This window comes from Plantibacter sp. Leaf314 (assembly GCF_001423185.1).
Taxonomy (GTDB): domain Bacteria; phylum Actinomycetota; class Actinomycetes; order Actinomycetales; family Microbacteriaceae; genus Plantibacter.
In genome coordinates this window covers 2,628,779-2,655,359 of record NZ_LMOB01000001.1, presented here as the reverse complement: position 1 = coordinate 2,655,359, position 26,581 = coordinate 2,628,779, and the positions used below count along the sequence as shown (strand labels likewise).

Below are 26,581 nucleotides of genomic sequence, written 5' to 3'. Positions count from 1 at the left end.
CCCCACGGCGACCGCGACCCGCCCAGTGCATCCTGAGAACGGGTCGAACACCGCGGCAGGGTGGCGGCGTTGAAACGATTCACGTATGCTGCAACCGACGCCATCGCGGCGCCACCGACCACCGGAACACCCACAGAGAAGTGATCATGACCCGTTTCGACACCATCACCCCCCTGCTCGAGAAGCAGGCCATCGAGCTCCCCTCCTGGGCGTTCGGCAACTCCGGCACGCGCTTCAAGGTGTTCACGACGCCCGGCACCCCGCGCACGCCCGAGGAGAAGATCGCCGACGCCGCCAAGGTGCACGAGTTCACCGCCCTCGCACCGAAGGTCGCGCTGCACATCCCGTGGGACCTCGTCGACGACTTCGGCGCCCTGCGCACGTACGCCGAGGATCACGGCGTCGCGCTCGGCACGATCAACTCGAACACCTTCCAAGACGAGGACTACAAGTTCGGCAGCCTCACGCACAGCGACCCGAAGATCCGCCAGAAGGCGATCGAACACCACTTCGCGTGCATCGACGTCATGCACGCGACGGGGTCGCAGGACCTCAAGATCTGGCTCGCCGACGGCAGCAACTACCCGGGCCAGCAGGACATCCGGGGCCGCCAGGACCGCCTCGCCGACTCCCTGCAGCAGATCTACGCACGGCTCGGTGACGAACAGCGCCTCGTGCTCGAGTACAAGTTCTTCGAGCCGGCGTTCTACCACACCGACGTCCCCGACTGGGGAACCTCCTACGCCCAGGTGGTCGAGCTCGGCGACCAGGCGCTCGTCTGCCTCGACACCGGACACCACGCGCCCGGCACGAACATCGAGTTCATCGTCGCGCAGCTGCTCCGCCTCGGGAAGCTCGGCTCCTTCGACTTCAACTCCCGGTTCTACGCCGACGACGACCTCATCGTCGGCGCGGCAGACCCGTTCCAGCTGTTCCGCATCCTCTACGAGGTCGTGCGCGGCGGTGGCCTGGACGACGACTCCCCCGTCGCGTTCATGCTCGACCAGTGCCACAACGTCGAGGACAAGATCCCCGGCCAGATCCGCTCGGTGCTGAACGTGCAGGAGATGACGGCCCGCGCGCTGCTCATCGACCGCGACGCCCTGACGACGGCGCAGGAGGCCGGCGACGTCCTCGGCGCGAACGGGATCCTCATGGACGCGTTCTACACCGACGTCCGGGGCCCGCTCGCCGCGTGGCGCGAGAGCCGCGGACTGCCGGCGGACCCGTTCGCCGCCTACCTCGCCTCGGGCTACCAGCAGCGGATCGCCGAGGAGCGCGTCGGCGGCACGCAGGCCGGCTGGGGCGCGTAGGCACCCGAGGACGACGAAGCCCCGCGACCATCCCGGTCGCGGGGCTTCATCCACATCCAGACGTTCGCAATTCAGGACGCCCGCGGCGTGTCACGCCCGGCCCGCCGGCCGAGGTCGCCGACGCGCCGGAGCGGTCCTGAATTGCGAACCGACAGTGCCGCTACTTCGCGAGGAAGGCGAGCAGCTGCTCGTTGACCTCGCGGTAGTGCGTCCACAGCATGCCGTGCGGTGCGCCTTCGATCTCGACGTACTCGGCCGACGGCAGCGCCTTCGCGAACACGCGGCCGGTCGAGTCGATCGGGAGGACGCGGTCGCCCGTGCCGTGCACGATCAGCGAGGGCACGTCGATCTTCGCGACGTCGGCCCGGAAGTCCGTCAGCCAGGTGGGCTGCGCGGCGAGCGAGGCGAACGGCGAGGCGTTGTACGCGAGCTGGGTGTTGGCCCGCAGCGCCTCCTCGCTCAGGCGGGAGCCGAGGTTCTCGTCGGTGTTGAAGAAGTTCTCGAAGAAGCTCGTGAAGAACGCGTAGCGGTCGTCGGTCGCCGCCGCGAGGAGTCCGTCGAACACGTCCTGCGGCACGCCGGTCGGGTTGTCGTCGGTCTGCAGGAGGTACGGCTCGAGCGAGCCGAGGAAGACGGCCTTCGCGATCCGCTCGGAGCCGTAGGTGCCGAGGTAGCGGCCGACCTCGCCAGTACCCATCGAGAAGCCGACGAGGACGGCGTCCTGCAGATCGAGCCCGTCGACAACGGCCTTGAGGTCGGCCGCGAAGGTGTCGTAGTCGTAGCCGACGGTGGGCTTCGAGGACTTGCCGAAGCCGCGGCGGTCGTAGGTGATGACGCGGTAGCCGGCGTCGAGGAGCGCGGCGGTCTGCTTCTCCCACGAGGAGCCGTCGAGCGGGTAGCCATGGATGAGGACGACCGGCTGGCCAGTGCCGTGGTCTTCGACGTAGAGCTCCACGGAGGTGCTGTTCTCGGTTCCGACGGTGATGAACGACATGGTTCGATTCCTTTCGTCTCGGCGCCCGAGCTGATCGCCCGGTCCCGCGCCTCGAATGAGAACGCTCGTTCTCCTCGATGGACACCAGCATAGGGAACGATCGTTCTCAATGCAAGTACACTGAGGGGATGACGACCGAACAGACGACGACCGCGGCCCGCCTGCCCGCCCCGGCCGCGACCGCGCTCGTCCGCCACACCATCGTCGATGCGGCCGACCGCCTCTACTACGCCAAGGGCATCCAGGCCGTGGGGATGGACGAGTTGCGCGCCGCAGCGGGCGTCTCGCTCAAGCGCCTGTACGCCGAGTTCCCGAGCAAGGAGGACATCGTCCTCGCCGTGATGGACCACCGGCACCACCTCTGGACCACGGGCGTGAGCGCCCTCGTCGACGACGCCGACACCCCGCGCGACCGCATCCTCGCCGTGTACGACTACCTGGCCGGCTGGTTCAGCGAGGACTCGTTCCGTGGCTGCGGCTTCATCAACACCTTCGGTGAACTCGGCGGCGTCTCGCCGGCCGTCGCGACGATCACCCGGGAACACAAGGCATCCTTCCAGGCCTACGTGGCCGACCTCGTCGCCGACGCGGGCGCTCCGGCGTCGCTCGCACCTCAACTCGCGATCCTCGCCGAGGGCGCCCAGACCACCGCGGCGATCACCGGTTCCCCCGAGGCGGCCCTGCAGGCCCGCCGTGCGGCCGAGACGCTGATCGACGCATCCACCTGACACCCGCTGTGACATCCTGTTGAGACGGACAGGAACGGACACGTGCGACACCGGCGGATAGGGGACGACATGGCAACGACGGGGACGCTCGGCGCCGAGGAGCGACGCGCCCGCCTGACCGCGATCCTCGAGCGCGACGGCAGCATCCGACTCGACGACGCGGCCACCGAGCTGGACGTCTCGTCGATGACGGTCCGCCGGGACCTCGCCGACCTCGAACAGGCCGGCATCGTCCGCCGCGTCCGCGGTGGCGCCATCCCGACCCTGCGACCGCGCACCTTCACCGAACGATCTGCGACGGGCGTCCGGGAGAAGGGCATCATCGTCGAGAAGCTCCGCGCCCTCCTCCCGACTGACGGCGCGATCGCGATCGACGCGTCGAGCACCGCCGGTGGGATCAGCCGCCTGCTCGGCGATTCGCGCCTCACGGTCGCGACGAACTCCTACCCGAACTTCCTGCTGGCCACGGCGAACCGCGACATCTCCGCGATCCTCGTCGGCGGCCAGGCCGAGTCGCGAACCGACAGCTTCATCGGACCGATCGCCTGCCAGGCGGCGTCATCCCTCCTGTACCGGCGGTTCTTCCTCTCCGCTGCGGCGGTCGATCCCGTGATCGGCAGTTCGGAGGTCACCCTCGAGGAGGCGCAGGTGAAGCAGGCCTTCGCGCGCGCCTCGGACGAGACGATCCTCGTCGCCGCCTCCGCGAAGCTCGACCAGCGGGCGATGGCGACCGGCTTCGCGCTGGCCGACGTCGACCTGCTCGTCACCGAGCTGGACCCGGCCGACCCTCGCCTCGACGCCTACCGCGACGCCGTCGACCTCCTCTGACTCCCCCGTCCACAATTCAGGACGACTGCGGCGCGCCGCACGCGACACCACGGACACCGGGGGCGACACGCCGGAGCGTTCCTGAATTGCGAACGGACTTCCGCCATTGCGTCGCCTGTCGCTTCGTGTGACACTTAACACGAATGAACATTGGGCACGGACGTGCCCCGACGAAGGAGTGCGAATGTCCGTGAACCCAACCGCTGCAGAGCTCATCGCTCGCAGCAACCGCCTCGGCAGCGACCCGAAGAACACGAACTACGCGGGCGGCAACACCTCCGCCAAGGGCACCGAGATCGACCCCGTCACGGGCGAGCCGGTCGAACTGCTCTGGGTGAAGGGCTCCGGCGGTGACCTCGGCACGCTGAAGCCCGAGGGCCTGGCCGTCCTCCGCCTCGACCGCATGCGCGCCCTCCAGGACGTCTACCCCGGCCTCGACCGCGAGGACGAGATGGTCGCAGCGTTCGACTACACCCTCCACGGCAAGGGCGGAGCAGCCCCCTCCATCGACACCGCCATGCACGGCCTCGTCGATGCGGCCCACGTCGACCACCTCCACCCCGACTCCGGCATCGCCATCGCGACCGCCGCCGACGGCCCCGAGCTCACCGCGACGATCTTCGGCGACAAGGTCGTCTGGGTCCCGTGGCGTCGCCCAGGCTTCCAGCTCGGCCTGGACATCGCGGCCATCAAGGCCGAACACCCGGAGGCGATCGGCACCATTCTCGGCGGCCACGGCATCACCGCGTGGGGCGACACCTCCGACGAGGCCGAGGCCAACTCGCTCTGGATCATCGACACCGCGGCCGCCTACATCGAGGCGAACTCGCGTCCCGAACCGTTCGGGCCGGCACTCGACGGCTACGCGGCACTCCCCGAGGCGGAGCGACGCGCGAAGGCCGCGGCCATCGCCCCCACCATCCGCGGGCTGGCCTCCACCGACCGCCCCGTCGTCGGGCACTTCACCGACAGCCCCGAGGTCCTCGACTTCCTCACCGCGGCGGAGCACCCCCGCCTCACCGCGCTCGGCACGAGCTGCCCCGACCACTTCCTCCGCACCAAGGTGAAGCCGCTCACCGTCGACCTGCCGGCCACGGCGAGCGTCGAAGAGATCGTCGAGCGACTCGGCGTGCTGCACACGGCGTACCGCGAGGACTACCAGGCGTACTACGACCGTCACGCCACGTCCGACAGCCCGGCTATCCGCGGCGCCGACCCGCTCATCGTCCTCGTCCCCGGTGTCGGCATGTTCAGCTTCGGCAAGGACAAGCAGACCGCGCGCGTCGCCGGGGAGTTCTACGTCAACGCCATCAACGTCATGCGCGGCGCGGAGGGTCTCTCCACCTACGCACCCATCGACGAGGCCGAGAAGTTCGCGATCGAGTACTGGGCACTCGAGGAGGCGAAGCTGCAGCGGATGCCGAAGCCGAAGCCGCTCGCCACCCGCATCGCGCTCGTCACCGGAGCCGCGTCCGGCATCGGCAAGGCCATCGCGACCCGCCTCGTCGCCGAGGGCGCGGTCGTCGCCATCGCCGACCTCTCCCTCGAGAAGGCCCAGGCGGCCGCGGCGGAACTCGGCACGACCGACGTCGCGATCGGGATCGCCGCCGACGTCTCGAACGAGGCCGCCGTGCAGGCCGCGATCGAGGAGACGGTCCTCGCCTTCGGCGGGCTCGACCTCGTCGTCAACAACGCCGGCCTCTCGCTCTCGAAGTCGCTGCTCGAGACCACCGAGGCCGATTGGGATCTGCAGCACAACGTCATGGCGAAGGGCTCGTTCCTCGTCTCGAAGGCGGCGGCGCGCGTCCTCATCGACCAGAAGCTCGGCGGCGACATCGTCTACATCTCGTCGAAGAACTCCGTCTTCGCCGGACCGAACAACATCGCGTACTCCGCGACGAAGGCCGACCAGGCCCACCAGGTCCGTCTCCTCGCCGCCGAGCTCGGTGAGTTCGGCGTGAAGGTGAACGGCATCAACCCCGACGGCGTCGTCCGCGGCTCCGGCATCTTCGCCTCCGGCTGGGGCGCGAACCGGGCGAAGACGTACGGCATCGAGGAGCAGGACCTCGGCAAGTTCTACGCGCAGCGCACCATCCTCAAGCGCGAGGTCGTCCCGGAGAACGTGGCGAACGCGGTCTTCGCGATCTGCACGAGCGACTTCAGCCACACGACCGGTCTGCACATCCCCGTCGACGCGGGCGTCGCCGCGGCCTTCCTGCGATGAGCGCGACGGCGACGGGTGCGGCGAGCGCCGTCGGCTCCAGCGGCACGGTCGCGGCAGTCGACCTCGGGGCGACGAGTGGCCGGGTCATGCTCGGTCACGTCGGTCCGGGCGAGCTCCGCCTCGTGCCCGTCGCCCGGTTCCCCAACACCCCGGTCCGCACGCCGGACGGCCTCCACTGGAACATCCTCGAGCTGTACCGCTCGGTCGTCGCCGGGCTGTCGGGGGCGGCGAGGCAGGAACCGCATCTGTCGAGCATCGGCATCGACTCGTGGGCGGTGGACTACGGGCTCCTGCGGCAGGGGCGGCTGCTCGGCGCTCCGTTCCACTACCGCGACGAGCGGACGGCGGCCGGGGTCGAGGCGGTGCACGCGCGTGTCCCGTTCGCCGAGCTCTACCGGGGCAACGGGCTCCAGTTCCTCCCGTTCAACACCGTCTACCAGCTGGCGACGGAGCGCGACGCCGGCATGCTCGACGTCGCCGACACCGCTCTGCTCATCCCGGACCTCATCGCGCACTGGCTGACCGGTGCGCGCGTCGCCGAGGCCACCAACGCGTCGACGACGGGGCTCGTGCGGGCCGGCGGATCGACCGACTGGGACTCGGAGTTGCTCGCCAGACTCGGCATCCCGGCCGCGATCCTGCCGCCCATCGTCCAGCCCGGCGATCGCATCGGGACGCTGCTCCCGGGCGTCGCCGTCGAGGTCGGTCTGTCGTCCTCGACGCCCGTCACGGCGATCGGTTCCCACGACACGGCGTCGGCGGTCGTCGCCGTCCCGATGACGAGCCAGGACGCCGCATACATCTCCTGCGGCACCTGGGGCCTCGTCGGCGTGGAGCTCGAACATCCCGTGCTCACCGAGGCGAGCCGGGCCGCGAACTTCACGAACGAGGGCGGTGTCGACGGCCGCACCCGGTTCCTCCACAACGTGATGGGGCTCTGGCTCCTGAGCGAGTCGGTGCGCACCTGGGAGCGGGGCGGCGAGACCATCGACCTCCCCGGGCTCATCGCCCAGGCGGCCGCCGTCGACACCGCGGTCTCCGTGTTCGATGCGAACGACCCGCGCTTCCTCGCGCCCGGCGACATGCCGGCCCGCATCGCGGAGGCCCTCGTCGAGCACGGCTCCCCGGTGCCGCGGTCGCGCGCCGAGTTCGTCCGGTGCATCGTCGAGAGCCTCGCGCAGGCGTTCGCCGACGCGGTGCACACGGCGTCCGAGCTCTCGGGCGTCCGGGTCCGCACGATCCACGTCGTCGGCGGCGGTTCCCAGAACGCGCTCCTCTGCCAGCTGACGGCCGACCGTGCCGGCATCCCGGTCGTCGCGGGCCCCGTCGAGGCCACCGCGCTCGGGAACGTGCTCGTGCAGGCGCGTGCCGTCGGGATCATCGACGGCGACCTCGAGACCCTGCGCGCCCTCGTCGCGCGGAGCTTCGAACCGACCCGCTACGAGCCGCGCAAGTCTTCGGGCCACGGCGCGGTCACCCGGTAGCGTCGCAGCATGACTGCTTCTCCGCTCATCGTCAGCCTGCCCGCCGAGCTCCGCGAGGAGGTGCTGTCGCAGGGTCTGGCCCCGGAGGGGGTCGAGTTCGTCGAGTGGGACCTCCGGACCGAGCCGCCGGTGGAACACATCGACCTCGTGGTGCCTGTGTACCTCGGTTCGAACAAGCCGCTCGCGAACGTGGCCGCCGTGACGCCGCAGCTCGTGCAGGTCCAGTCGATCGGCTACGACGGCCTGGAGGACCTCCTCCCCGAGGGCGTCGTGCTGGCGAACGCGGCGACCGTGCATGAGGCGTCGACGGCAGAGCTCACGGTGGCCCTGATCCTCGCCTCACAGCGGGGTCTCCCCGACTTCGTGCGCGCCGAGCGGACGGGCGAGTGGTTGCAGAGCCAGCGTCCGAGCCTCGCGGACCGTCGGGTCCTCCTCATCGGCTACGGCGGTGTCGGCGCGGCCATCGAGGCGAGGCTCCTGCCGTTCGAGGTCGAGGTGACCCGCGTCGCCTCCACGGCTCGTGAGGACGAGCGCGGCACCATCCACGGCATCGACGAGCTGCCGGAGCTCCTGCCCCAGGCGGAGATCGTCATCGTCGTCGTCCCACTCACCGACGGCACCCGCGGTCTGGTGGACGACGCGTTCCTCTCGGCGCTCCCCGACGACGCCCTCGTGGTGAACGTCGCCCGAGGACCGGTGGCCGACACCGAGGCGCTGGTCCGGCACGCGAGCAGCGGCCGGATCCGCCTCGCCCTCGACGTCACCGATCCCGAACCACTGCCGGTGGACCACCCGCTGTGGTCCTTGCCGAACGTCCTCGTCTCGCCCCACATCGGTGGAGCGACGAGCGCGATGCTCCCTCGGATGGCGCGGCTGTTGCGTCGGCAGATCGAGCACCTGCAGGCCGGCGAGGAACCCGAGAACATCGTCCTCCGCACCTGATCGGCCCGCCCGAGGGGCCCGGAGCGGAAAAGTTCGCGCCAGGGCTCGCCTTGAATCGGTTCAAGAGGTATTGTTTGTGGTCTGACCACATCGAGGTGCCGAAGGAGGACCGATGAGCGCAGCAGCACCCGCACCGACGACGGAGGCCGCACCGGGATCGACCGCACCCGCAGCACCGGCCCCCACACCCCCGCGTCCCGAGCCCCGCGCCTGGGAGGTCGTCCTCGCCCGCATCGAGTCGGACCTCCTCAGCGGCGTCCTGAAGCCCGGCGACCGACTGCCCGGCGAACGCCAGCTCGCGATCGACCTCGGCGTCGGCCGGTCGAGCGTCCGTGAGGCGATCCGCGTCCTCGAGGTCCTCGGCCTCATCCGCACGCACACCGGTTCCGGCCCCACCGCCGGCGCGATCATCGTCGCGACGCCCTCCGGCGGCATGGCGACGCTCATGCGCTTGCAGGTCGCCGCTCAGGGGTTCGCCGTGCAGGACGTCGTGGACACCCGACTCGTCATCGAGACCGCCGTCGTCCACAGCCTCGCCACGCGCGCCGGCGAACGCGCCGCGGACCTCAAGCACCCCGAGTCGCTCCTCGATGCGATGGACCAGCCGACGCTCACCGAGGCGGAGTTCCTCGCGCTCGACGCCCAGTTCCACCTGTCGCTCGCCGAGGCGGAGGGCAACCAGGTCCTCGTCGCCACGATGTCCGGTCTCCGCGACTCGATCGAACGCTACGTCCTCGCCGGTGTGCCGCAGCTGTCGTCCTGGTCCGCCACCGCCGACCGGCTCCGGGCCGAGCACCGCGGCATCGTCGAGGCGATCCGCTCCGCCGACCCCGACCTCGCCCGTCAGTCCGTGCGCTCCCACATCACCGGTTACTACGACGCCCTGAACCCCGCACCCTCCCGTGAGAAGGAAGAACAGACCCATGGTTGAACGCCGCATCCCCAAGCCCCACGACCTGCTGCCCCTCATGCAGTTCAAGAAGCCCGAGTTCAACGCGCGCCGTCGCCGTCTCGCCGCGGCGACGACCATCAGCGACCTCCGCACGATCGCGAAGAAGGTCACGCCGACGGCCCCGTTCGACTACACCGACGGCGCGGCCGAGGGCGAGATCTCGCTGGCCCGTGCCCGTCAGGCCTTCCAGGACATCGAGTTCCACCCGGCCGTCCTCAAGAACGTGGCGAACGTCGACACCGGCTGGGACGTCCTCGGCGAGCGCGTCGCGTTCCCGTTCGGCATCGCCCCGACCGGCTTCACCCGCATGATGCAGACGGAGGGCGAGCGCGCCGGTGCGTCGGCGGCCGCGGCGGCCGGCATCCCGTTCACCCTCTCCACCATGGGCACGACGTCGATCGAGGACGTGAAGGCGGCGGCTCCCGGCGGCCGCAACTGGTTCCAGCTCTACATGTGGAGCGAGCGCGAGCGGTCGATGGCCCTCGTCGACCGCGCAGCCGCGGCCGGGTACGACACGCTCGTGGTGACGGTCGACACCCCGGTGGGTGGCGCTCGCCTGCGTGACGTCCGCAACGGCATGACGATCCCGCCGTCGCTGACTCCGAAGACCATCGTCGACGCCCTGCCCCGGCCTGCCTGGTGGATCAACTTCCTCACGACCGAGCCGTTGGCGTTCGCGAGCCTCGACCGCTGGTCCGGCACGGTGGCCGCCCTCATCGACACGATGTTCGACCCGACCGTCGGGCCCGACGAGGTCAAGTACATCCGCGAGCAGTGGAAGGGCAAGCTGATCGTCAAGGGCGTCCAGTCGGTCGCCGACGCGAAGCTCGCCGTCGACCTCGGCGCCGACGCCGTGCAGCTGTCGAACCACGGCGGTCGTCAGCTCGACCGCGCACCGATCCCGTTCCACCTGCTGCCGAGCGTCGTCCGCGAGGTCGGCAAGGACGCCGAGGTGCACCTCGACACGGGCATCATGAACGGTGCCGACATCGTCGCGTCCGTCGCCCTCGGCGCCCGCTTCACCTTCATCGGCCGTGCGTACCTCTACGGGCTCATGGCGGGTGGCCGAGAGGGCGTGGACCGCGCGATCCAGATCCTCTCGGGCGAGATCGTGCGCACGATGAAGCTCCTGGGCGTCGCGTCGCTCGAGGAGCTGCAGCCGCACCACGTGACCCAGCTCTCGCGGTTCACGACGCTGCAGCCGCTCCCGGAGCAGTCGACGCTGAGCGCGTCACGGCCGGCCGCGCCCAAGGCGGCTCCGGCCCCGCGCAAGGCTCCGGCCCGCAAGCCGGCGTCCGCGGCGAAGGCCTGACCACCCGAGCGACACGAGGAAGCCCCGGACCACCACGGTCCGGGGCTTCCTCGTTCCGACGGAGGATGAACGTCCGCCACGGCGGCATGCGCATCATCGTGGTGAGGCGCTCCTGCGGCGCTGGTCACGTCTCGGGTTGTCCCCGATGCCGCACGGCGCGCTCTGGTCCACGATGGGAACGTCCCTCGGTCCGAGCCGCCCGCGTCCATCCGGGCCCGACTCCCGGAAGGAGCGCTGTGGCCCACCTCCTCGTCATCGGCGGCAGCGGACGCACCGGTCGACTCGTGATCTCCGAGGCGCTGCGCACCGGCCACTCGGTGACCGCGCTCGTCCGCGACCCCACACGGGTCGTCCCGGGCGATCGACTGACGATCACCCAGGGATCACCGTTGCGGATCGACGACGTCGAGGCGGCCATGCACGGCACCCAGGCGGTCGTGGTCGCGCTCACCAACCTCGGCACCTCCGACTGGCCGTGGGCGCGCCAGGTGAGCCCGCCGGACCTCATCACGAGCGCCATCGACACGGTCACCGCCGCCATGCGCTCGCACGGCCTCCGGCGCATCGTGCTGCTCTCCGCACTCGGCACCGGGGAGTCACGGCGGAGCGTGCCGTCCCCGCTGCGATGGACGACGCGATTCCTGCGGCTCGGCACCGTCTACGCCGATCACGAACGCGCCGACGCCTCGCTGCGGAGCTCGGCCCTCGACTGGACGATCGTGCGGCCGACCCTGCTGTCGGGGAGCGAGCGGCGCCGACCGGTCGTGACCTCGCCCGCCGGCCGTTGGCCGAGCTCCGTGCGGATCAGCCGCTCCGACGTCGCGGGGTACCTCGTCGACGCGGTCGACGACGAGACGCTCATCCGCTCGGCTCCCGTGATCTCCTCAGGCCCGAGCCGCGTCTGAGGCTCCGACTCAGGAACCGGCGGTGGCGCGTGACGCCTCGGGGTGCCGCCCGATGACCCGGTCGGTCGCCTCGCAGATCCCCCACCAGGTGACGCGCAGCATGGCCTCGACGACGATGCCACCCGTCATCTTCGAGGCTCCGAGCGCACGCTCCGTGAAGGTGATGGGCACCTCGACGATGCTGAGTCCCGCCCGGTTCGCGTGCCACAGCATGTCGACCTGGAACCCGTAGCCGTGGGAGTGGACCTCGTCCAGCTGGAGCCTGCGCAGCGCATCCGCACTGAACACGCGGTAGCCGCCGGTCACGTCGCGTGCGGGGAGCCGGAGCGCGAACCGGGCGTAGCCGCTGCCCACCCGCGAGATGGCCTCGCGGTGCTTGGGCCAGTTCACGACCGAGCCGCCCGGCACCCAGCGCGATCCGAGGACGACGTCGGCGGTCGCGGCGGCGGCCAGGAGCGACGGCAACTGCTCCGGGGCGTGCGAACCGTCGGCGTCCATCTCGACCACGCTGCCGAACCCGCGCCCGAGCGCCCAGGCGAAGCCGGCCTTGTAGGCGGCGCCGAGGCCCTCTTTGCCCGTCCGGTGGAGCACGTGCACCGCGGTGTCGGCTGCGGCGAGGCGATCGGCGATGTCGCCGGTGCCGTCGGGTGAGTTGTCGTCGACCACGAGGATCTGGACGTCGGGGGTGGCGACGCGGACGCGCGCGACGATCCGTTCCAGGTTCTCGCGTTCGTTGTAGGTGGGGATGATGACCACCGTGGAATCCATGTGCCGTCCTCGTGTCTGCTCAGTCAGCGTAGCGCGCTGGACAGGACGGTATCGGCGGTACGGGGCGGTCGATCGAACGCTCAGCCAACCATCGGCGAACGTGCGGCGGAGCGTCAGTTCCGGCTGGCGAAGTGCGCCGGCACGAAGAGTGCGAGCGCGATCATGAGGATGCCGCCGAGGAACCACACCGTCTGGAAGGCCTCGTTGCGGAACGCCTCACCGAACGACCACATGCCGCCCGCGAAGAGCGCGAGGGCGATGACGACCCAGAATCCGGTCGCGTCCCCCAGGGCGCTCGTCCGTCCCGACTTGTCTCGTTCGTGGTCACGTCGTTCTGCGGCGTCCATGGGTGCCCTCCGTCGGCGGTCGATCGTTCACAGCAGGTATACGCGGTGCCGCGCGTGACCCGCAACCCCTCGACAGCCTGGCCCTGCGCCCGACCCCGGTCCCTGAGCCCCACTCCGGTCCCTGAGCCTGTCGAAGGGCTAGCCGCGGAGCTCGAGGGTGCAGCACTTCACGCCGCCACCACCGAGCAGGAGCTCGGACAGGTCGACGCCGATCGGGCGGTAGCCGCGCTCCCGCAGCTGGCGCTCGAACCCGACGGCGCGAGCGGCGATGACGACCTCGCGACCGTTCGAGATGGAGTTGAGGCCGAGCACCGCCGCGTCCTCCGTGCTCACGTGGATCGCGTCCGGGTACCGCTCCTCGAGGATGCGGTTGCTCGCCTCGTCGAACGCGGTCGGCAGGTAGGCGATGTTCGCCGGCGAACCGTCGCTGGGGGCCACCGGGTCGAGCACGGCGATCGCGGTGTCGAGGTGGTAGAAACTCGGGTTCACGAGGTTCAGCGTGACGACCTCTCGGTCGAAGATGCGTCGCACCTCGTCGTGGCTGCGCGGGTCGGTGCGGAATCCGGTCCCCGCGAGGATCGTGTCGCCGACGAGCATGATGTCGCCCTCGCCCTCGTTCACGAACTCGGGGCGCTCGACGCGGAAGCCGTTGGCCTCGAACCAGTCCATGTAGGCGGGACCCTCGGGGATGCGCTCGTCGTAGGTGAACTTGGCACCGTAGGCGACACCGTCGAGCGTGAACCCGCCGTTCGCCGCGAACACCATGTCGGGCAGGCCGTCGATGGGGTCGATGAGGTCGATCGTGTGCCCGAGGTCGAGGTACGCCTGGTGCAGCCGCTCCCACTGCGACACGGCGAGCGAGGTGTCGGTGGGGTCGTCCGGGTTCATCCAGGGGTTGATCCGGTAGCTGACCGTGAAGCGGTCGGGGCGGCACATGAGGTACCGGCGGCGATTCGCGATGCGACCCGCAGCGGCGGAATCCTGCGGGGCGGGGGTGGGGTGGTTGAGCGTCGACGACACGTCGGCCTCCAGATACGAGCGAGGAACGGCGGACGATGTCCAGGGGCCCGAAGGCACGCCACGTTCATCATCGCACGCAGTTCGCAGCGGTTTCACGGACTTTGGCGCAGGATTGCTGCGAAATGGCAGATTCTCACGCAATGATTGCGCTTACACTGACCCTATGGACAACCTCGACCGCGGCATCATCGACCTGCTCCGGCAGAACTCTCGCGCCGGATACGGCGACATCGGCGCGGTCGTCGGCCTGTCGGCTTCCGCGGTGAAGCGACGCGTCGACCGGCTGGTGGCCGACGGCGTGATCCAGTCGTTCACGATCCAGGTCGACCCCACGGTGGACGGCATGCAGACGGAAGCCTACGTCGAACTCTTCTGCCGCGGCACGGTCTCCCCCAACGAACTACTGCGGATCCTGTCCGGGGTGCCCGAGGTCGTCGACGCCGGCACCGTGACCGGCAGTGCCGACGCGATCGTCCACATGCGCGCCCGCAACATCCCCGCCCTCGAGGACGCCCTGGAGCGGGTCCGGATCGCCCCGAACGTCGATCACACCCGCAGCGCGATCGTCCTCACCCGCCTCATCCACCGGCACGTCGACTGATGCCGTTCCGGATCGAACCGACCTCCGGGGTCGCCGTGTTCGAGCAGCTGCGGACGCAGGTGATCGACGGGGTGCGCGAAGGCTCGATGCCGACCGGGGCGAAGCTCCCGACGGTACGGGGGCTGGCCGACGAGTTGGGCATCGCACCCAATACGGTCGCGAAGGCGTACCGACTCCTGGAGGCCGACGGGGTCATCGAGACCCGAGGCCGCGCGGGCACGTTCGTGTCGGCGCACGGCGACGCGATCGAGCAGCAGGCGCAGCGTGCGGCGGCCGCGTACGCGGACCGCATCCGCGAGCTCGGGGTGCCGGCCGACGAGGCGCTCGAGCTCGTCGCCGCAGCCCTGCGGGCCTGAAGCGTTCGGTCGCTCCTCGCTCAGATGACGCCGTGGGACCACGGGTCCGGCGTGCCGAACCGGTGCGCGGTGATCGAGATCGCCTGCTCGTGCAGGAACGGCAGCAGCTCCACGCGCCCCGCCTGGGTGACCGGCCCCGCCCAGATCGCGACGTCCGGGTCGCCGCCGAGCGCCTCCGCGAGTCGCTTCGCCAACGGTTCGGAGTCCGAGGCCTCCGAGCCGGGCTCGGCTTCCGCGACGGTCTCCGGGCGTGGCACGACGATCCGCACCCGGGTCGCGAACGGGGCCTCCTGACCGGATTCACCGGTGTCGATGGAGCCGCGGGCAGCCATGCGGGTGAGCCACTGCGCATCCGTCTCGAGGGAGACCGGGATGTTCAGCTCGGACAACCAGTCGCGGACCTCACGGGGCAAGCGCCCTCCGAGGCTCACGGTGAACCGCGACCGTGACCGCACCGCCGCGATGAGCACCCGGAGCGCGTCGCCCAGGTCGGCGCCCGCCGCCACGCGCACGGAGACGGCGACCGGCCGGTATCGGAGGAGGTTCCGCTCCACGCCGAGCTGCGAGACGTCGGTGACCTCGCCGAACTCGTTCCCCCACGCCACGGCGTCGCTGAGCGCCGAGCGCCGCAGGACGTCGAAGGCCTCGTAGGTGAGGGACGGCTGCGCCGCCTCGATGAGCTTGACGATGCGGGTGTCGAGCCCGCGGAGATGCAGACTCTGGCTCGCGGAACCGGGATCGGGCTGCCAGTCGCCGAGCCCGAACAGGGCGTTCGGCCCGCCGGGCTTCGCACCGGTGCCGACGGAGGAACGCTTCCAGCCGCCGAACGGTTGCCGCTGGACGATCGCACCCGTGATCCCACGGTTGACGTAGAGGTTGCCCGCCTCGACCGTGTCGAGCCACTCGTCGAGGTCCGCGGGATCGAAGGTGTGCAGTCCGGCGGTCAAGCCGTACGGCGTCGCGTTCTGGAGGGTGATCGCCTCGCTCAGGGTCGCCGCGCGCATGACACCGAGCACCGGGCCGAAGTACTCGGTCAGGTGGAACGGCGAGCCGGGCTGGACCCCCGTGCGCACCCCCGGCGACCACAGACGCTCGCTCGGTGCGCCGAAGTTGACCGAGGAGTCGTCCAGCAGCTTCGGCTCCACGAGCCACTTCTCACCGAGGCGCAGTTCCGTGAGTCCCGAGCGGAGCTTGTCCCCCGCCGGCTCGATGATCGGACCCATCTGCGTGCGGGCGTCGGACGGCCAGCCGACGCGGAGGGAACGGACGGCGTCCTCCAGCTGCCGGAGGAAGCGGTCGGAGCGGCCGACGGACCCGACGAGGATCACGAGGGACGCGGCAGAGCACTTCTGACCGGCGTGCCCGAACGCGCTCTTCACGATGTCGGCGACCGCGAGGTCGAGGTCGGCGCTCGGCGTGACGATGATGGCGTTCTTGCCGCTCGTCTCGGCCAGGAGCGGGAGGTCCGCACGCCAGCTGCGGAACAGCCGGGCGGTCTCGTACGCCCCCGTGAGGATGACTCGGTCGACGGCCGGGTGCGAGACGAGTCGACGACCCAGCTCCCCCTCCTCGACGTCGGCGAGGACGAGCAGGTCCCGCGGGACACCGGCGTCCCAGAGGGCCTCGACGACGACCGCCGCACAACGCTTGGCCTGTGGGGCGGGCTTGATGATGACGCCACTGCCGGACGCCAGTGCCGCGAGGACACCGCCCGCCGGGATGGCGACGGGGAAGTTCCAGGGCGGCGTCACGACGGTGAGTCGGGAGGGAACGAAGCGTGCGCCGCGCACCCGCTCGAGTTCCGGCGCCGTGCTGGCGTAGTAGTGGGCGAAGTCGACCGCCTCGCTCACCTCCGGGTCTGCCTCGGCGATCGTCTTGCCCGTCTCGCTGGCCATGACCTCGATGAGCTCGGCTCGGCGGGAGGCGAGAACGCGCCCGGCAGCGTGCAGGACGGCCGCCCGCTCGGCGGCCGGACGGGCACCCCAGCGGGAACCGGCGGCCTGCACCATCGTGATCGTGCGCTCGAGGACGCGTTCGTCGGTGAGGGCCGCGGCGGCGACCGCGGTGTTCCCCAGGGTCGACGCCGGCACCCGGGCGAGGATGGCCGCACCCCAGGCGCGGTTCGCCGCGAGGGACGGGTCGGTGTCGGCGGTGTTCTCGAAACCGGGTGCGCCGTCGACGATGCCACCGCGCTCCGAGCGGGAGAAGACCGCGGTCTCGACGTAGCTCGACGACTCCGTGCGGAACCGATCCTCGCGGTCCGATCCGCGATCCAGGCCGAGGACCTGCTGGGTGAGGCCGGCGTCCGAGTCCTGGGCGGGGTCGCGGAACCGTTCATCGGGCTCGCTGTCGTCGCGGACGGGCTCGACGGCCTCCTGGGATCGGTCCTGCGTCCGGTTGGGGGTCGGCACGAGTCCGGGGGCCTCGTGCAGCGCTTCGACCGAGGCCAGGAAGCGACGACGCTCCCGCGCGAAGAGGGTCGGCTTCTCGGCGAGATCGAACACCGCCGACATGAAGTTCTCCTCGCTCGCGTTCTCCTCCAGCCGCCGGACGAGGTACGAGATCGCGACGTCGAACTCCTTCGGGTTCACGACCGGCGTGTAGAGGAGCACTGCGCCGACGTCGCGCTTGATGGCCTCGACCTGGCCGGTGGCCATCCCGAGGAGCATCTCGAAGTCGACCCGGTCGCGCACGCCGCGGTCGCCCGCCAGTAGCCAGGCGTAGGCGATGTCGAAGAGGTTGTGGCCGGCGACGCCGACCCGGACGACGTCGGTGCGCGCGGGGGTGAGCGCCCAGTCGAGGACGCGCTTGTAGTTGGTGTCGGTCTCCCGCTTGGAGGCGGTCGTCGCGAGCGGCCACCCGTGGATCGCCGCGTCGACGCGCTCCATCGCGAGGTTCGCGCCCTTCACCAGGCGGACCTTGATGGGCGCACCACCGGCGGCCACGCGCTGCTTGGACCAGGCGGTGAGCTGCATCATGGCCTCGAGGGCGTCCGGGAGGTACGCCTGGATGACGATGCCGGCCTCGAACCGGAGCAGCTGCGGGTGGTCGAGGAGACGGGTGAAGACCGCGATGGTCAGGTCGAGGTCGCGGTACTCCTCCATGTCGAGGTTGATGAAGGTGCCGGTCGCGAGGCCCTCCTCGTACAGCGGGACCAGGCGGCGGACGATGCGGTCGACGACCTGCTCGAACGACCACATGGAGAGTTGGCTGGCGATGGACGACACCTTGATCGACACGTAGTCGACGTCGGGCCGCTGCAGGAGTTCGCGGGTCCCGGCCAGTCGCCTGGCGGCCTCCCCCTCGCCGAGGACGGCTTCACCCAGGAGGTTCAGGTTGAGTCGAGAGCCGTCGGCCCGCAACTTCGCGATGGCCGCACCGAGTTCACGCGGTCGGCTGTCGACGATCAGGTGGCCGACCATGCCGCGCAGCACTCGACGGGAAGCCGGGACGACGACCCACGGCAGGACCGGCCCGACGAGGCCGCCGGTGCGGATGGCGGCCTGCTCGTACCAGGGGAGGAAGCTCGGCGTCCGGGAGGCGAGGGCCGCGAGGGCGTTACCGGCCACGAAGCCGTCCTCCGGTCGCATGACCCCGTCGACGAAGCCGACGGTGAACTCCAGTCCATTGGGATCGCGCAGCACGCCGGCGAGCCGAGCGGCCGCCGGGTCCACGGGCTCCTTCGCCCCCTCGTCCACCCACTTCGCGGCGAGGGCGACCGCACGATCCGCGAGGCCGACCGTCTCGGTGGGATCCTCGTACGCTTCGTTCGCCATGCCGCTCAGCCTATTCGCGGATCCGGCGTTCCCTCTCGAGGCTCGCGAGGGGTCGTGCGCGTGTGGCAGCCCCGGTCCCGCTCCCATCCCGGTCCCCGAGCCGGACGGAGCGACGCCCGATCGCTCAGTGTCGGCGGTGGTCCTGGATCGTGATCTTCGGCCCTCGGCGCGGCTTGTGGATCCCGCTCCGGCCGATGAGCCGGAGCACTCGCTGCCGCTGCCCGTTCCACGGCGAGAGGAGTTCGAGCATGCCGTCGTCGTCGACCGGCGCCCCGGTGAGGGCCTGACCGACGGACGCCGCCAGATGGTAGTCGCCGACGCTCACCGCGTCCGGGTCGCCGTGCGCGCGGAGGGTCACCTCTGCGGCCGTCCACACCCCGATGCCGGGGAGGCTGCGCAGCCGCCGGGAGGCGTCGTCCGGGTGCTCGTCGACCGTCCGCTCGATCGCGCTCGCGAGACGGGAAGACCGCACCACCGTTTCGGAGCGCTGCGGCCCGACCCCGGCCTCGTGCCACTCCCAGCTCGGGATCATGCGCCAGGTGTCGGCCGCCGGCGCGACGATCATGCCCTCGGGCGCCGGGCCCGGTGCGGGTTCGCCGTGCCGCCGCACGAGCTGCCGCCACGCCCGCCAGGCCTCCATCGCGGTGACCTTCTGCTCCATGATCGACGGCACGAGCATCTCGAACACGAGCCGGTTCCGGCTGAGGCGCATGCCCGGGTTCCGGCGGAGCACCTCCGTCAGCAGTGGGCTTCGGCTGACGTCGAGCCCGCTCCAGTCGTCGTCGCGACCGAGGAGCTCGGGCACGCCGTCGATCATCCACTCGGCGCCGGGTCCCCAGGCCGTCGCCTCGACCTCGCCGTCACGCATGGCCGACACGTACAGGGTCGCCCCACCCTGGGGTGTGCGCGCCGTCAACCAGACACCGCCGGGGGTCTTCCGGTAGCAGGGGCCATCGCCACCGCGGGACATCAGGCGCAGCGTCGCGTGGACATCCAGTGGCCCGGTCGGCCGGTACACCGTCCGCACGCTCGTCGACGTCGTCGCCCCCTCGCTCGGCACGCTGGCCAGCGGCGGCGCCGAGGGTCGCGGGGCCTGCTGGATGGATGGTGCGACTGCTGACATGCCGCTCACCCTACGTGGTGACCACCGACATCCGAGCGCACCGCACGACGACGCCCGGGTGGCGGACGCGGACCGAAGGGAACCGGTGCCGCGTCGCCACCCGGGCGTGAGTGGTCGACGGCTAGTGGCTGCTGCCGTGGAGGATGAAGTCGTACGCGAACTGATCGACGACCGTCCCGTTCACCGCCTGTTTGACGTGCCCGCCCGCGTACCGCCCGGGCTTGTAGTCGGTCGGCCACAGGATGCTCCAGGTCCCGTCGGGACGGACGACGTCGGAACCGAGGTCGGTGCCCCAAGCGCCCACGATCGAGATGGTCGAGCCGGGCGTCGCCGTGCCGGTGAACTCCGGCCGGGTGCCCGAGATCGTCTCGCCGACCGTCGGGGAGGTCACCACGAGCGGCTTGGCGATCGTGAAGTCGTACGTGACGCTTCCGGCCTGGACACCCTCGATGTACTGCTTGACGGTGCCACCCACGTATCGGGCGGGGAGGAGCGACTGGTCCCAGGTGATCGACCAGGTTCCGGTGCTGTCGACCCGGTCGACCGAACCGGCGACGCGTCCCCACTGGGTGCGGATCTCGACTCGCGCACCGGGCTGAGCGGTACCGGTGAACACGGGGACGGGACCGAGCAGCGCGCCACCGATCTTCGGCGAGGTCACGACGAGCGGCGCGGCTCCTGCACCGGGGCGCATGACGAAGTCGTAGGGCACTCGGGACTGCTCGACGCCCGAGATCTCCTGCACGACGCGACCGCCACGGTAGGTGCCCGGGGTGATCGACTTGTTCCACTCGACGCGCCAGGTGCCCTCCTTCGTGACGAGGCCGTTGCCGAGCTCGGAGTTCCAGGAGCCGATGACCCGCACCGTGGCGCCGGGCTCGCCACGCCCGGTGAAGACCGGGACCGGCGTGGTGATGACGGCACCGATGGCGGGCGATTCGAGGGTCACGTCGACCACCGGACCCGGTTCCGGCGTGGGTTCGCGGTAGGTGAAGCGCACCGGTGCCGTGGTGCGCTGCTGCTCGAACAGCTGCGTCGCGGTCGCGACGTAGTCGCGCTCCTCCAGGGCGCGGAGCGACTGCTGCTCCCACGTGCCGGAGCTGGTGACCGTCGTGTCGACGAGGGTGACGCCGTCACGGTCGTCGAGGATCGTGATGGCAGCGCCGGGCTCTCCGCGACCGGAGAAGATCGGGCGATCGACCTCGACCGTGCTGTCCAGCGCCGGTGACTCCACCGTGATCGCGCGGACCGCGGCGTAGGTGAGCGACCAGGGCACCGTCGTGTCGTCGGCCACCTGCCGGACAGTGCCGGCGTGCGCGCCGGCGGCCAGTGCCACCGACACCGGAGCGGTCCACGACCCCTGCGGGTTCACGACGCCGGAGGCGATGACACCGCCACGAGCCTCGATGACCTCGATCGCCGAACCAGGGTGGCCCGTGCCGGTGAACGTGGGCTGGGGGATGCGGACGGTGGAACCGACAGCCGGTGCGGTGAGGACGAGCGGTTCGAAGACGGGCTGGGGGGCGTGTCCGTCCGGAAGGATCACCGCTCCCTCCGAGGGGATGCCGATGCCGCCGACGGCCAGCATGCCGGCGAACTGTCGCAGGAACCCGCCCTGTCCGCCGCTGGACACCAGACCGGAGCCGGACAGCTCGGAGGTTTCGATGTCCTGCCATGCCCACTCCTGGGCGAGCGAACCGTTGCAGGTCGCCGGGTACACGTACTTGTACCGCTGCTCGGGGTTGGGCTCGAGGCAGCGCTCCCACCCGTTCACGACACCCCGGATCGGGCCGACGCCGTCGAGTTCGGGGAAGGTCCATTCCGTGGCAGCGGCGAGCGCTTCGCCTACGGAGGTGTGGACCGATGCCGGCGTCGGGTTCGAGGTGTTCCCGGACGAAGTCACGGCGAAGTACGCGCCGACACCGCCGGCACGCATCTGTCCGACGAACCGGCCGGAGATCGACGCGGTGACACTGCTGTCGGGTGTGGCGACGTCGGGCGTGGTCGCTGAGGCCGGGGCACCCACCAGGCCGGCGGCGAGGACACCGACGAGCCCGATGGCGGATAAGGGGGCGAGGCGTTTCATAGGCGGAGTGGACCTTTCACGGATCTGTGCATCGGCAGGGGTGCCGTCGATGCACGCAAGAGTGTTCAGCTGAACTCCGTGAGCCTACAGATATACCAGTTGGTCAGGTGTGGGGTATCTCCGATCTGTGGAAAACTCACCCCCCCAGGTACGCGACAACCGCCGATCCCCGGCGTCTGGGATCGGCGGCTGCAGTGGCGTCGGGCTATTCGGCCGCGACGAGGTTGTCCTGACCGCCGTCGGTGACGGCGGGGACAGACGGGGTGACGACCTTGTTGCCGTTGGCGCCCTCGCTGAACGTGACGTTCGCCACGTCGGCCACGGTCACGAGCGAGATGGAGCTGTTGAACGTGAGGCTCGAGACGGTCCCGGTGACGGTGACCATGCTGTTCGAGCCTTCGACGACGACGTTCTCGCAGTCGCCCTCGAGCGTGATGTTCGAGCTGTCTTCGGCGATGGTGGCGGTGCCGTCGACACAGGTGCCGTCGATCTCGGGGACCACGTAGTCGGAACCGGCTTCAGCGGAGGCGGAGGGGCTGCTCTCCGTCGGCCCGGTGGACTCGGTGGCCGTACAGCCGGCGAGGCCGAGGGCGATGAACGCCGCAGCAGCGAAGATGGGGAACTTCTTCATGAGTTGATGTCCTTTCGGGAGGTTCGGGACCCTGTCTGCCGGCCGGGGGTACCGGCCGACAGACAGGGTTGCTGCAGGGGTGGTGCTGGAGTGGTGCTACGGACTACTTCGTGAGGATGAAGTCGTAGGTGAACGAGCCGATGACCTTGCCGTTCACGGACTCCGTCACCGTGCCGCCCGAGTAGCGGGCAGGCTTGTAGTCGCTCGGCCAGGTGATCGTCCACTCACCGTGCTCGTTCGCCGCCGTGTGCCCGAGGTCGGTCCCCCACGCCCCACGGATCTGGATCTCCGCGTTCGGGATTGCGGTTCCGGTGAACACCGGACGGGTGCCCGATATCGTCTCGCCGATCTTCGGCGAGCTCACCACGAGCTGGGACGGGACGATGGTGAAGTCGTAGATGAACTTCCCGCGCTCCTCACCGTTCACGAACTGCTTCACCGTGCCGCCCGAGTAGCGGGCGGGCAACACGGTCTTGTTCCAGGTGATGCTCCACTGCCCGTTGCTCGCAACGCTCTCGACACTGCCGAGGATCGTGCCGGACGCGCCACGGATCTCGACCTTCGCCCCCGGCTGTGCCGAACCGGTGAACACCGGCGTGGTCTCGTGGGTCGTCTCGCCGACCTTCGGCGAGGTCACCAGGAGCGGTGCGACGGTCGTGTTGCCGATCGTGAAGTCGTAGACGAACTTGCCACGCTCGACACCACCGACGAACTGCTTCACCGTGCCGCCCGAGTAGTGGCCAGGCACCACCGTCTTGTTCCAGGTGATGCTCCACTGCCCGTTGCTCGCGACGCTGTCGACACTGCCGAGGAGGCTCCCCGACGCGCCACGGATCTCGACCTTCGCGCCAGGCTGCGCGGTCCCGGTGAACACCGGCTTCGTCTCCTCGATCGTCGCACCGACCTTCGGCGCCGTCACGACCAGCGGCGCGACCTCGGCGGACTCGACGGTGAAGTCGTAGACGAACTTGCCACGCTCCACACCGTCGACGAACTGCTTCACCGTGCCACCCGCGTAGCGGCCAGGCACCACCGTCTTGTTCCAGGTGATACTCCACTGACCGTTGGAGGCGACGCTGTCGACACTGCCGAGCAGGTCACCCCAGCCGCCACGGATCTCCACCCGTGCGCCAGGCTGCGCCGTCCCGGTGAACACCGGCGTGGCCTCCTCGATCGTCTCACCGATCTGCGGCGAGGTCACGACGAGTGGTGCGACCTCGGCGGCCTTGACCGTGAAGTCGTAGGGCACGCTCGTGTAGGGCTTGTCGCCGACGTACTGCCGGACGGTGCCGCCCGAGTAGTGACCCGGGGTCAGCGAGGAGCTCCACGTGAGCGACCACGTTCCATCCGACTCGACCTCGGTCTCGCCCATCAGCTGCTGCGAAGCGCTGTAGACCTGGATCTTCGCACCCGCCTGGCCGGTTCCGGAGAACACCGGAGCACCGGGCTCGAGCACGGCACCGATCTCCGGCGACACGAGCACGATCGGCTCATCGGGGATGGGCGTACTCGCCGTGATCGTGGCGGACCACGGCACGTCGACGAGGCCACCACCGGTCACGACACCGTCGAAGGTGCCCACGGCGGCGTCAGGCGCCGCCGCCAGGTGCAAGGTGATCGCCCGGTTCGCATCGGTGACCGTGCCGGTGAAGCCGTGCACACCCTCGGACCAGAAGAACCCGGCAGGAGCGTTTCCGACCGGTGAGAGTCCCTGCGGAACGATGATCCCGACCAGGCCGTTCACTCCGGCGTTGAAGGTGACCGGCACGTCGACCGATTCACCCTGCTGCACGGTGACGGACTTGATCGTCACCGCAGGATCGATCGGCGTCGCTTCGATCATCGCGGTGAAGTCCGCGATCTTCGTGTGGCCCGAACCGTAGGTGACCTTGCCGCCCGTGGCCGCACCGATCGGCGCGTCCGTGTTCGCGGTCAGGGTGAACTTCAGCGACGTCGTGCCGACTGGCAACGTCCCGCCCATGCCCAGCGCGTCGATCTTGAACGCCGAGTTCTGGACAGCCGTGATCTTCGTACCAGCGGGGTGGTAGACATCGATCCGCTTCCCACCCGCAGCAGTGTTGAACGTCGCCTCGACCTGAACCGACTGTCCCTGACGCAACGTCGGCGTCGGGATCGTCACCGCAGGCGGGATCGGGGCCGCAGTGATGGTCGCGGACCAGGGCTGCTCGAGGTGTGAACCGCGCACGACACCGTCGAAGGTGCCCACCGCGGCATCGGCAGCGGCGGTCAGGTTCATCGTGAACACCCGGTTGGCGTCCGAGACCGTTCCGCGGAAGCCGCCGATACCCGGCATCCACGTGAACCCGGTCGGCGCCGCCCCGGTCGGGGCGAGACCCTGGGGCAGGAGGATGTCGGTCAGCCCTGAAGCCGTCGCGTTGAATTCGACGTCGACACCAACCGACTGGCCCTGCTGCACAGTGACGGACTCGACCGTCACCGCAGGAGCGACCGGGGCCGCCGTGATCGTCGCGGACCAGGGCTGGTTCAGCCCAGCGCCGCGCACGACTCCGTCGAAGGTGCCCACCGCGGCATCGGCAGCGGCGGTCAGGTTCATCGTGAACGCCCGGTTGGCGTTCGTGACGGTGCCACTGAATCCGTTGATGCTCGGCAACCAGGTGAACCCGGCGGGCGCGTTGCCGGTCGGGGCGAGGCCTGCCGGTACGACGATCTCGACCTGGCCGGACACCGACGCGTTGAACTCGACGTCGACACCCACCGACTGGCCCTGCTGGACGTTAACGGACTCGATCGTCACCGCAGGAGCGACCGGGGCCGCCGTGATCGTCGCGGACCATCCCTGCTCGAGACCCGAACCGCGCACGGCACCGTTGAAGGTCCCGACCGCCGCATCGGCGGCTGCGGTCAGGTCCATCGTGAACACACGGTTGGCGTCCGTGACCGTTCCCCGGAAGCCCTTGATGCTCGGATTCCAGGCGAAGCCGGACGGCGCCGCCCCTGTCGGGGCGAGACCCTGCGGCAGGATGATGTCGACCTGACCGGACACCGACTCGTTGAACTCGACGTCGACATCGACCGAATCGCCCTGCTGCACGGTGACGGAGTCGATCTCCACCGCCGGTGCGACCGGTGGGGCTTCGATGTTGGCCGTGAAGTCGGCGAGCTTCGTGCGGTTCGCGCCGTAGGCGATCTGACCACCGAGGGCGGTGCCGATCGGCGCGTCCTGATCTGCCGTCAGCGTGAAGGTGACGGAGGTCGTGCCGCTCGGCAGCGTGCCGGTCATGCCCAGGCTGTTCAGGGTGAACGCCGAGTTGGCGACCGCGGTGATCTTCGTGCCGGCGGGGTGGTCGATGTCGATCCGCTGTCCGCCTGCGGCGGCGTTGAACGTCGCCGTGACCTGAGCAGACGCGCCAGGCTGCAGCGTCGGCGAACTGATGGACGCTGCGGGCTCCTCCACGGGAGCCATCTGACTCATGGCCAGGAGTGTTTGGGTGTGCCAGTTCTCGACCTGCTTCCACATGAAGAAGCCTTCGCCCGCCGCGTTGAACGGCACGCCTGCAGCGTTGCGGATCGTTCCGTCAGCATCCACGCTCAAACCGTCGGTCACTGCCAAGTCGCAGCTGACCAACACGACGACCTTCGTGGCGGGGCCGCCTGGCAGGCACCGGTCCGCGACCTGAATCTTTCCCGAGGTACCCACGGCCGGGATGGTCAGGGTCGCTGATCGGGCCATCGCCTCCTGGAGCGTGTAGCGGCCGGTGGCCTTCAGCGTCGAACCCGCGATCGGTTGGACCGGGCTGTAGAGGTCATTTCCGGCGTCGGCCACCGTGAACTTGCCTGTGAGCCGGGCTGCAGCGGTGTCCGCGGCGGCGACCTCGGGCGAGACCGCGCTTGCGGCGGCCGGGCCGGTGAGGACCCCCGACGCCGTGATGGCTATCAGGCCGAAGGCCGACAGCGTTTTCTTGAGCTTCATAGGGAGGAAGCTTCCTTTCGTGAGCAGGCGCTACGGCGGAGACCGACTCGATCTTCGGGTCGAGCCGGGCGTCGTAGCTGGGGAGGTGTTCGGGAGCCGAACACCTTTGATCGTAACAGATATTTTAGGATGTATAACATGAGTGTGGTATTCGGGGTGGGGTGGTCCGGCCAGCGAGCGAGGATGGCGGGGGCACTTCGACAAGCTCAGTGACCGAGATGGGGTGCTCAGTGACCGGG

General features: G+C 69.9%; 20 protein-coding genes. 11 read left to right on the top strand and 9 right to left on the bottom strand.

The genetic code is table 11. The features are described 5' to 3' along the window. The first annotated feature begins 146 nt into the window (after positions 1 to 146). Positions 147 to 1,313, top strand: coding sequence for an L-rhamnose isomerase (rhaI, locus tag ASF68_RS12495; RefSeq protein ID WP_056011936.1), 1,167 nt, complete (start codon positions 147 to 149; stop codon positions 1,311 to 1,313). A gap of 160 nt (positions 1,314 to 1,473) precedes the next feature. On the opposite strand, the gene ASF68_RS12490 is transcribed toward rhaI, so the two are convergent. Continuing rightward, positions 1,474 to 2,307, bottom strand: a complete 834-nt coding sequence (locus tag ASF68_RS12490) for an alpha/beta fold hydrolase (RefSeq protein WP_056010749.1) — start codon at positions 2,305 to 2,307, stop codon at positions 1,474 to 1,476. A 128-nt stretch (positions 2,308 to 2,435) separates the two neighbouring features. On the opposite strand from ASF68_RS12490, the gene ASF68_RS12485 reads away from it, so the two are divergent. The 8 genes from ASF68_RS12485 to ASF68_RS12450 all read left to right on the top strand — a co-directional run bounded on the left by ASF68_RS12485 (position 2,436) and on the right by ASF68_RS12450 (position 11,682). Beyond that, positions 2,436 to 3,035: a TetR/AcrR family transcriptional regulator gene (locus tag ASF68_RS12485; RefSeq protein ID WP_056010746.1), complete on the top strand. Its 600-nt coding sequence runs from the start codon at positions 2,436 to 2,438 to the stop codon at positions 3,033 to 3,035. A 69-nt stretch (positions 3,036 to 3,104) separates the two neighbouring features. Continuing rightward, entirely contained in the window at positions 3,105 to 3,863 is a 759-nt protein-coding gene (locus tag ASF68_RS12480; RefSeq protein ID WP_056010743.1) for a DeoR/GlpR family DNA-binding transcription regulator, read from the top strand. Positions 3,864 to 4,047: 184 nt separating this feature from the next. Continuing rightward, positions 4,048 to 6,087, top strand: a complete 2,040-nt coding sequence (locus ASF68_RS12475; protein WP_056010739.1) for a bifunctional rhamnulose-1-phosphate aldolase/short-chain dehydrogenase — start codon at positions 4,048 to 4,050, stop codon at positions 6,085 to 6,087. Further along, positions 6,084 to 7,571 (top strand): rhamnulokinase family protein, encoded by a 1,488-nt coding sequence (locus ASF68_RS12470; protein ID WP_056010737.1) that lies wholly within the window; start codon positions 6,084 to 6,086, stop codon positions 7,569 to 7,571. Before ASF68_RS12475 ends, ASF68_RS12470 begins: the two co-directional genes overlap by 4 nt. Before the next feature lie 9 nt (positions 7,572 to 7,580). Continuing rightward, the gene (locus ASF68_RS12465; protein ID WP_056010734.1) at positions 7,581 to 8,513 is read left to right on the top strand and encodes a 2-hydroxyacid dehydrogenase; all 933 of its coding nucleotides are present in this window, start codon (positions 7,581 to 7,583) and stop codon (positions 8,511 to 8,513) included. A gap of 112 nt (positions 8,514 to 8,625) precedes the next feature. After that, the gene (locus ASF68_RS12460; protein WP_082456205.1) at positions 8,626 to 9,444 is read left to right on the top strand and encodes a FadR/GntR family transcriptional regulator; all 819 of its coding nucleotides are present in this window, start codon (positions 8,626 to 8,628) and stop codon (positions 9,442 to 9,444) included. Continuing rightward, on the top strand, positions 9,437 to 10,777 hold the full coding sequence (locus ASF68_RS12455; RefSeq protein WP_082498604.1) for an alpha-hydroxy acid oxidase: 1,341 nt from the start codon (positions 9,437 to 9,439) through the stop codon (positions 10,775 to 10,777). The genes ASF68_RS12460 and ASF68_RS12455 overlap by 8 nt, the downstream gene beginning before the upstream one ends. 236 nt (positions 10,778 to 11,013) lie before the next feature. After that, positions 11,014 to 11,682, top strand: coding sequence for an NAD(P)-dependent oxidoreductase (locus ASF68_RS12450; RefSeq protein ID WP_056010731.1), 669 nt, complete (start codon positions 11,014 to 11,016; stop codon positions 11,680 to 11,682). A 9-nt stretch (positions 11,683 to 11,691) separates the two neighbouring features. On the opposite strand, the gene ASF68_RS12445 is transcribed toward ASF68_RS12450, so the two are convergent. The 3 genes from ASF68_RS12445 to ddaH all read right to left on the bottom strand — a co-directional run bounded on the left by ASF68_RS12445 (position 11,692) and on the right by ddaH (position 13,817). Beyond that, positions 11,692 to 12,450 carry a polyprenol monophosphomannose synthase gene (locus ASF68_RS12445; protein WP_157580048.1) on the bottom strand — a complete coding sequence of 253 codons (759 nt, stop codon included), beginning with the start codon at positions 12,448 to 12,450 and terminating at the stop codon, positions 11,692 to 11,694. Positions 12,451 to 12,563: 113 nt separating this feature from the next. Then, entirely contained in the window at positions 12,564 to 12,797 is a 234-nt protein-coding gene (locus tag ASF68_RS18790) for a hypothetical protein (protein ID WP_157580350.1), read from the bottom strand. 138 nt (positions 12,798 to 12,935) lie between these two features. Beyond that, the gene (gene ddaH / locus ASF68_RS12440; RefSeq protein WP_350223931.1) at positions 12,936 to 13,817 is read right to left on the bottom strand and encodes a dimethylargininase; all 882 of its coding nucleotides are present in this window, start codon (positions 13,815 to 13,817) and stop codon (positions 12,936 to 12,938) included. A 163-nt stretch (positions 13,818 to 13,980) separates the two neighbouring features. Here ddaH and ASF68_RS12435 point away from each other — a divergent pair, with 163 nt between their 5' ends. Next, a complete protein-coding gene (locus ASF68_RS12435) occupies positions 13,981 to 14,418 on the top strand; it encodes an Lrp/AsnC family transcriptional regulator (RefSeq protein ID WP_056010729.1) in 438 nt (145 codons plus the stop codon). After that, positions 14,418 to 14,774, top strand: a complete 357-nt coding sequence (locus ASF68_RS12430) for a GntR family transcriptional regulator (protein WP_056010726.1) — start codon at positions 14,418 to 14,420, stop codon at positions 14,772 to 14,774. The genes ASF68_RS12435 and ASF68_RS12430 overlap by 1 nt, the downstream gene beginning before the upstream one ends. Before the next feature lie 20 nt (positions 14,775 to 14,794). Here ASF68_RS12430 and ASF68_RS12425 read toward each other — a convergent pair whose 3' ends face one another. The 5 genes from ASF68_RS12425 to ASF68_RS12405 all read right to left on the bottom strand — a co-directional run bounded on the left by ASF68_RS12425 (position 14,795) and on the right by ASF68_RS12405 (position 26,342). After that, on the bottom strand, positions 14,795 to 18,550 hold the full coding sequence (locus ASF68_RS12425; protein WP_056010723.1) for a bifunctional proline dehydrogenase/L-glutamate gamma-semialdehyde dehydrogenase: 3,756 nt from the start codon (positions 18,548 to 18,550) through the stop codon (positions 14,795 to 14,797). Between the two features lie 124 nt (positions 18,551 to 18,674). After that, positions 18,675 to 19,673 carry a DNA-3-methyladenine glycosylase gene (locus tag ASF68_RS12420; protein WP_235522688.1) on the bottom strand — a complete coding sequence of 333 codons (999 nt, stop codon included), beginning with the start codon at positions 19,671 to 19,673 and terminating at the stop codon, positions 18,675 to 18,677. Between the two features lie 121 nt (positions 19,674 to 19,794). Continuing rightward, entirely contained in the window at positions 19,795 to 21,759 is a 1,965-nt protein-coding gene (locus ASF68_RS12415) for an Ig-like domain-containing protein (protein ID WP_056010721.1), read from the bottom strand. A 205-nt stretch (positions 21,760 to 21,964) separates the two neighbouring features. Continuing rightward, complete coding sequence (locus ASF68_RS12410; RefSeq protein WP_056010718.1) at positions 21,965 to 22,390, bottom strand: hypothetical protein; 426 nt, start codon at positions 22,388 to 22,390, stop codon at positions 21,965 to 21,967. 103 nt (positions 22,391 to 22,493) lie between these two features. Continuing rightward, a complete protein-coding gene (locus ASF68_RS12405; RefSeq protein WP_056010715.1) occupies positions 22,494 to 26,342 on the bottom strand; it encodes a hypothetical protein in 3,849 nt (1,282 codons plus the stop codon). Positions 26,343 to 26,581: the final 239 nt, after the last annotated feature.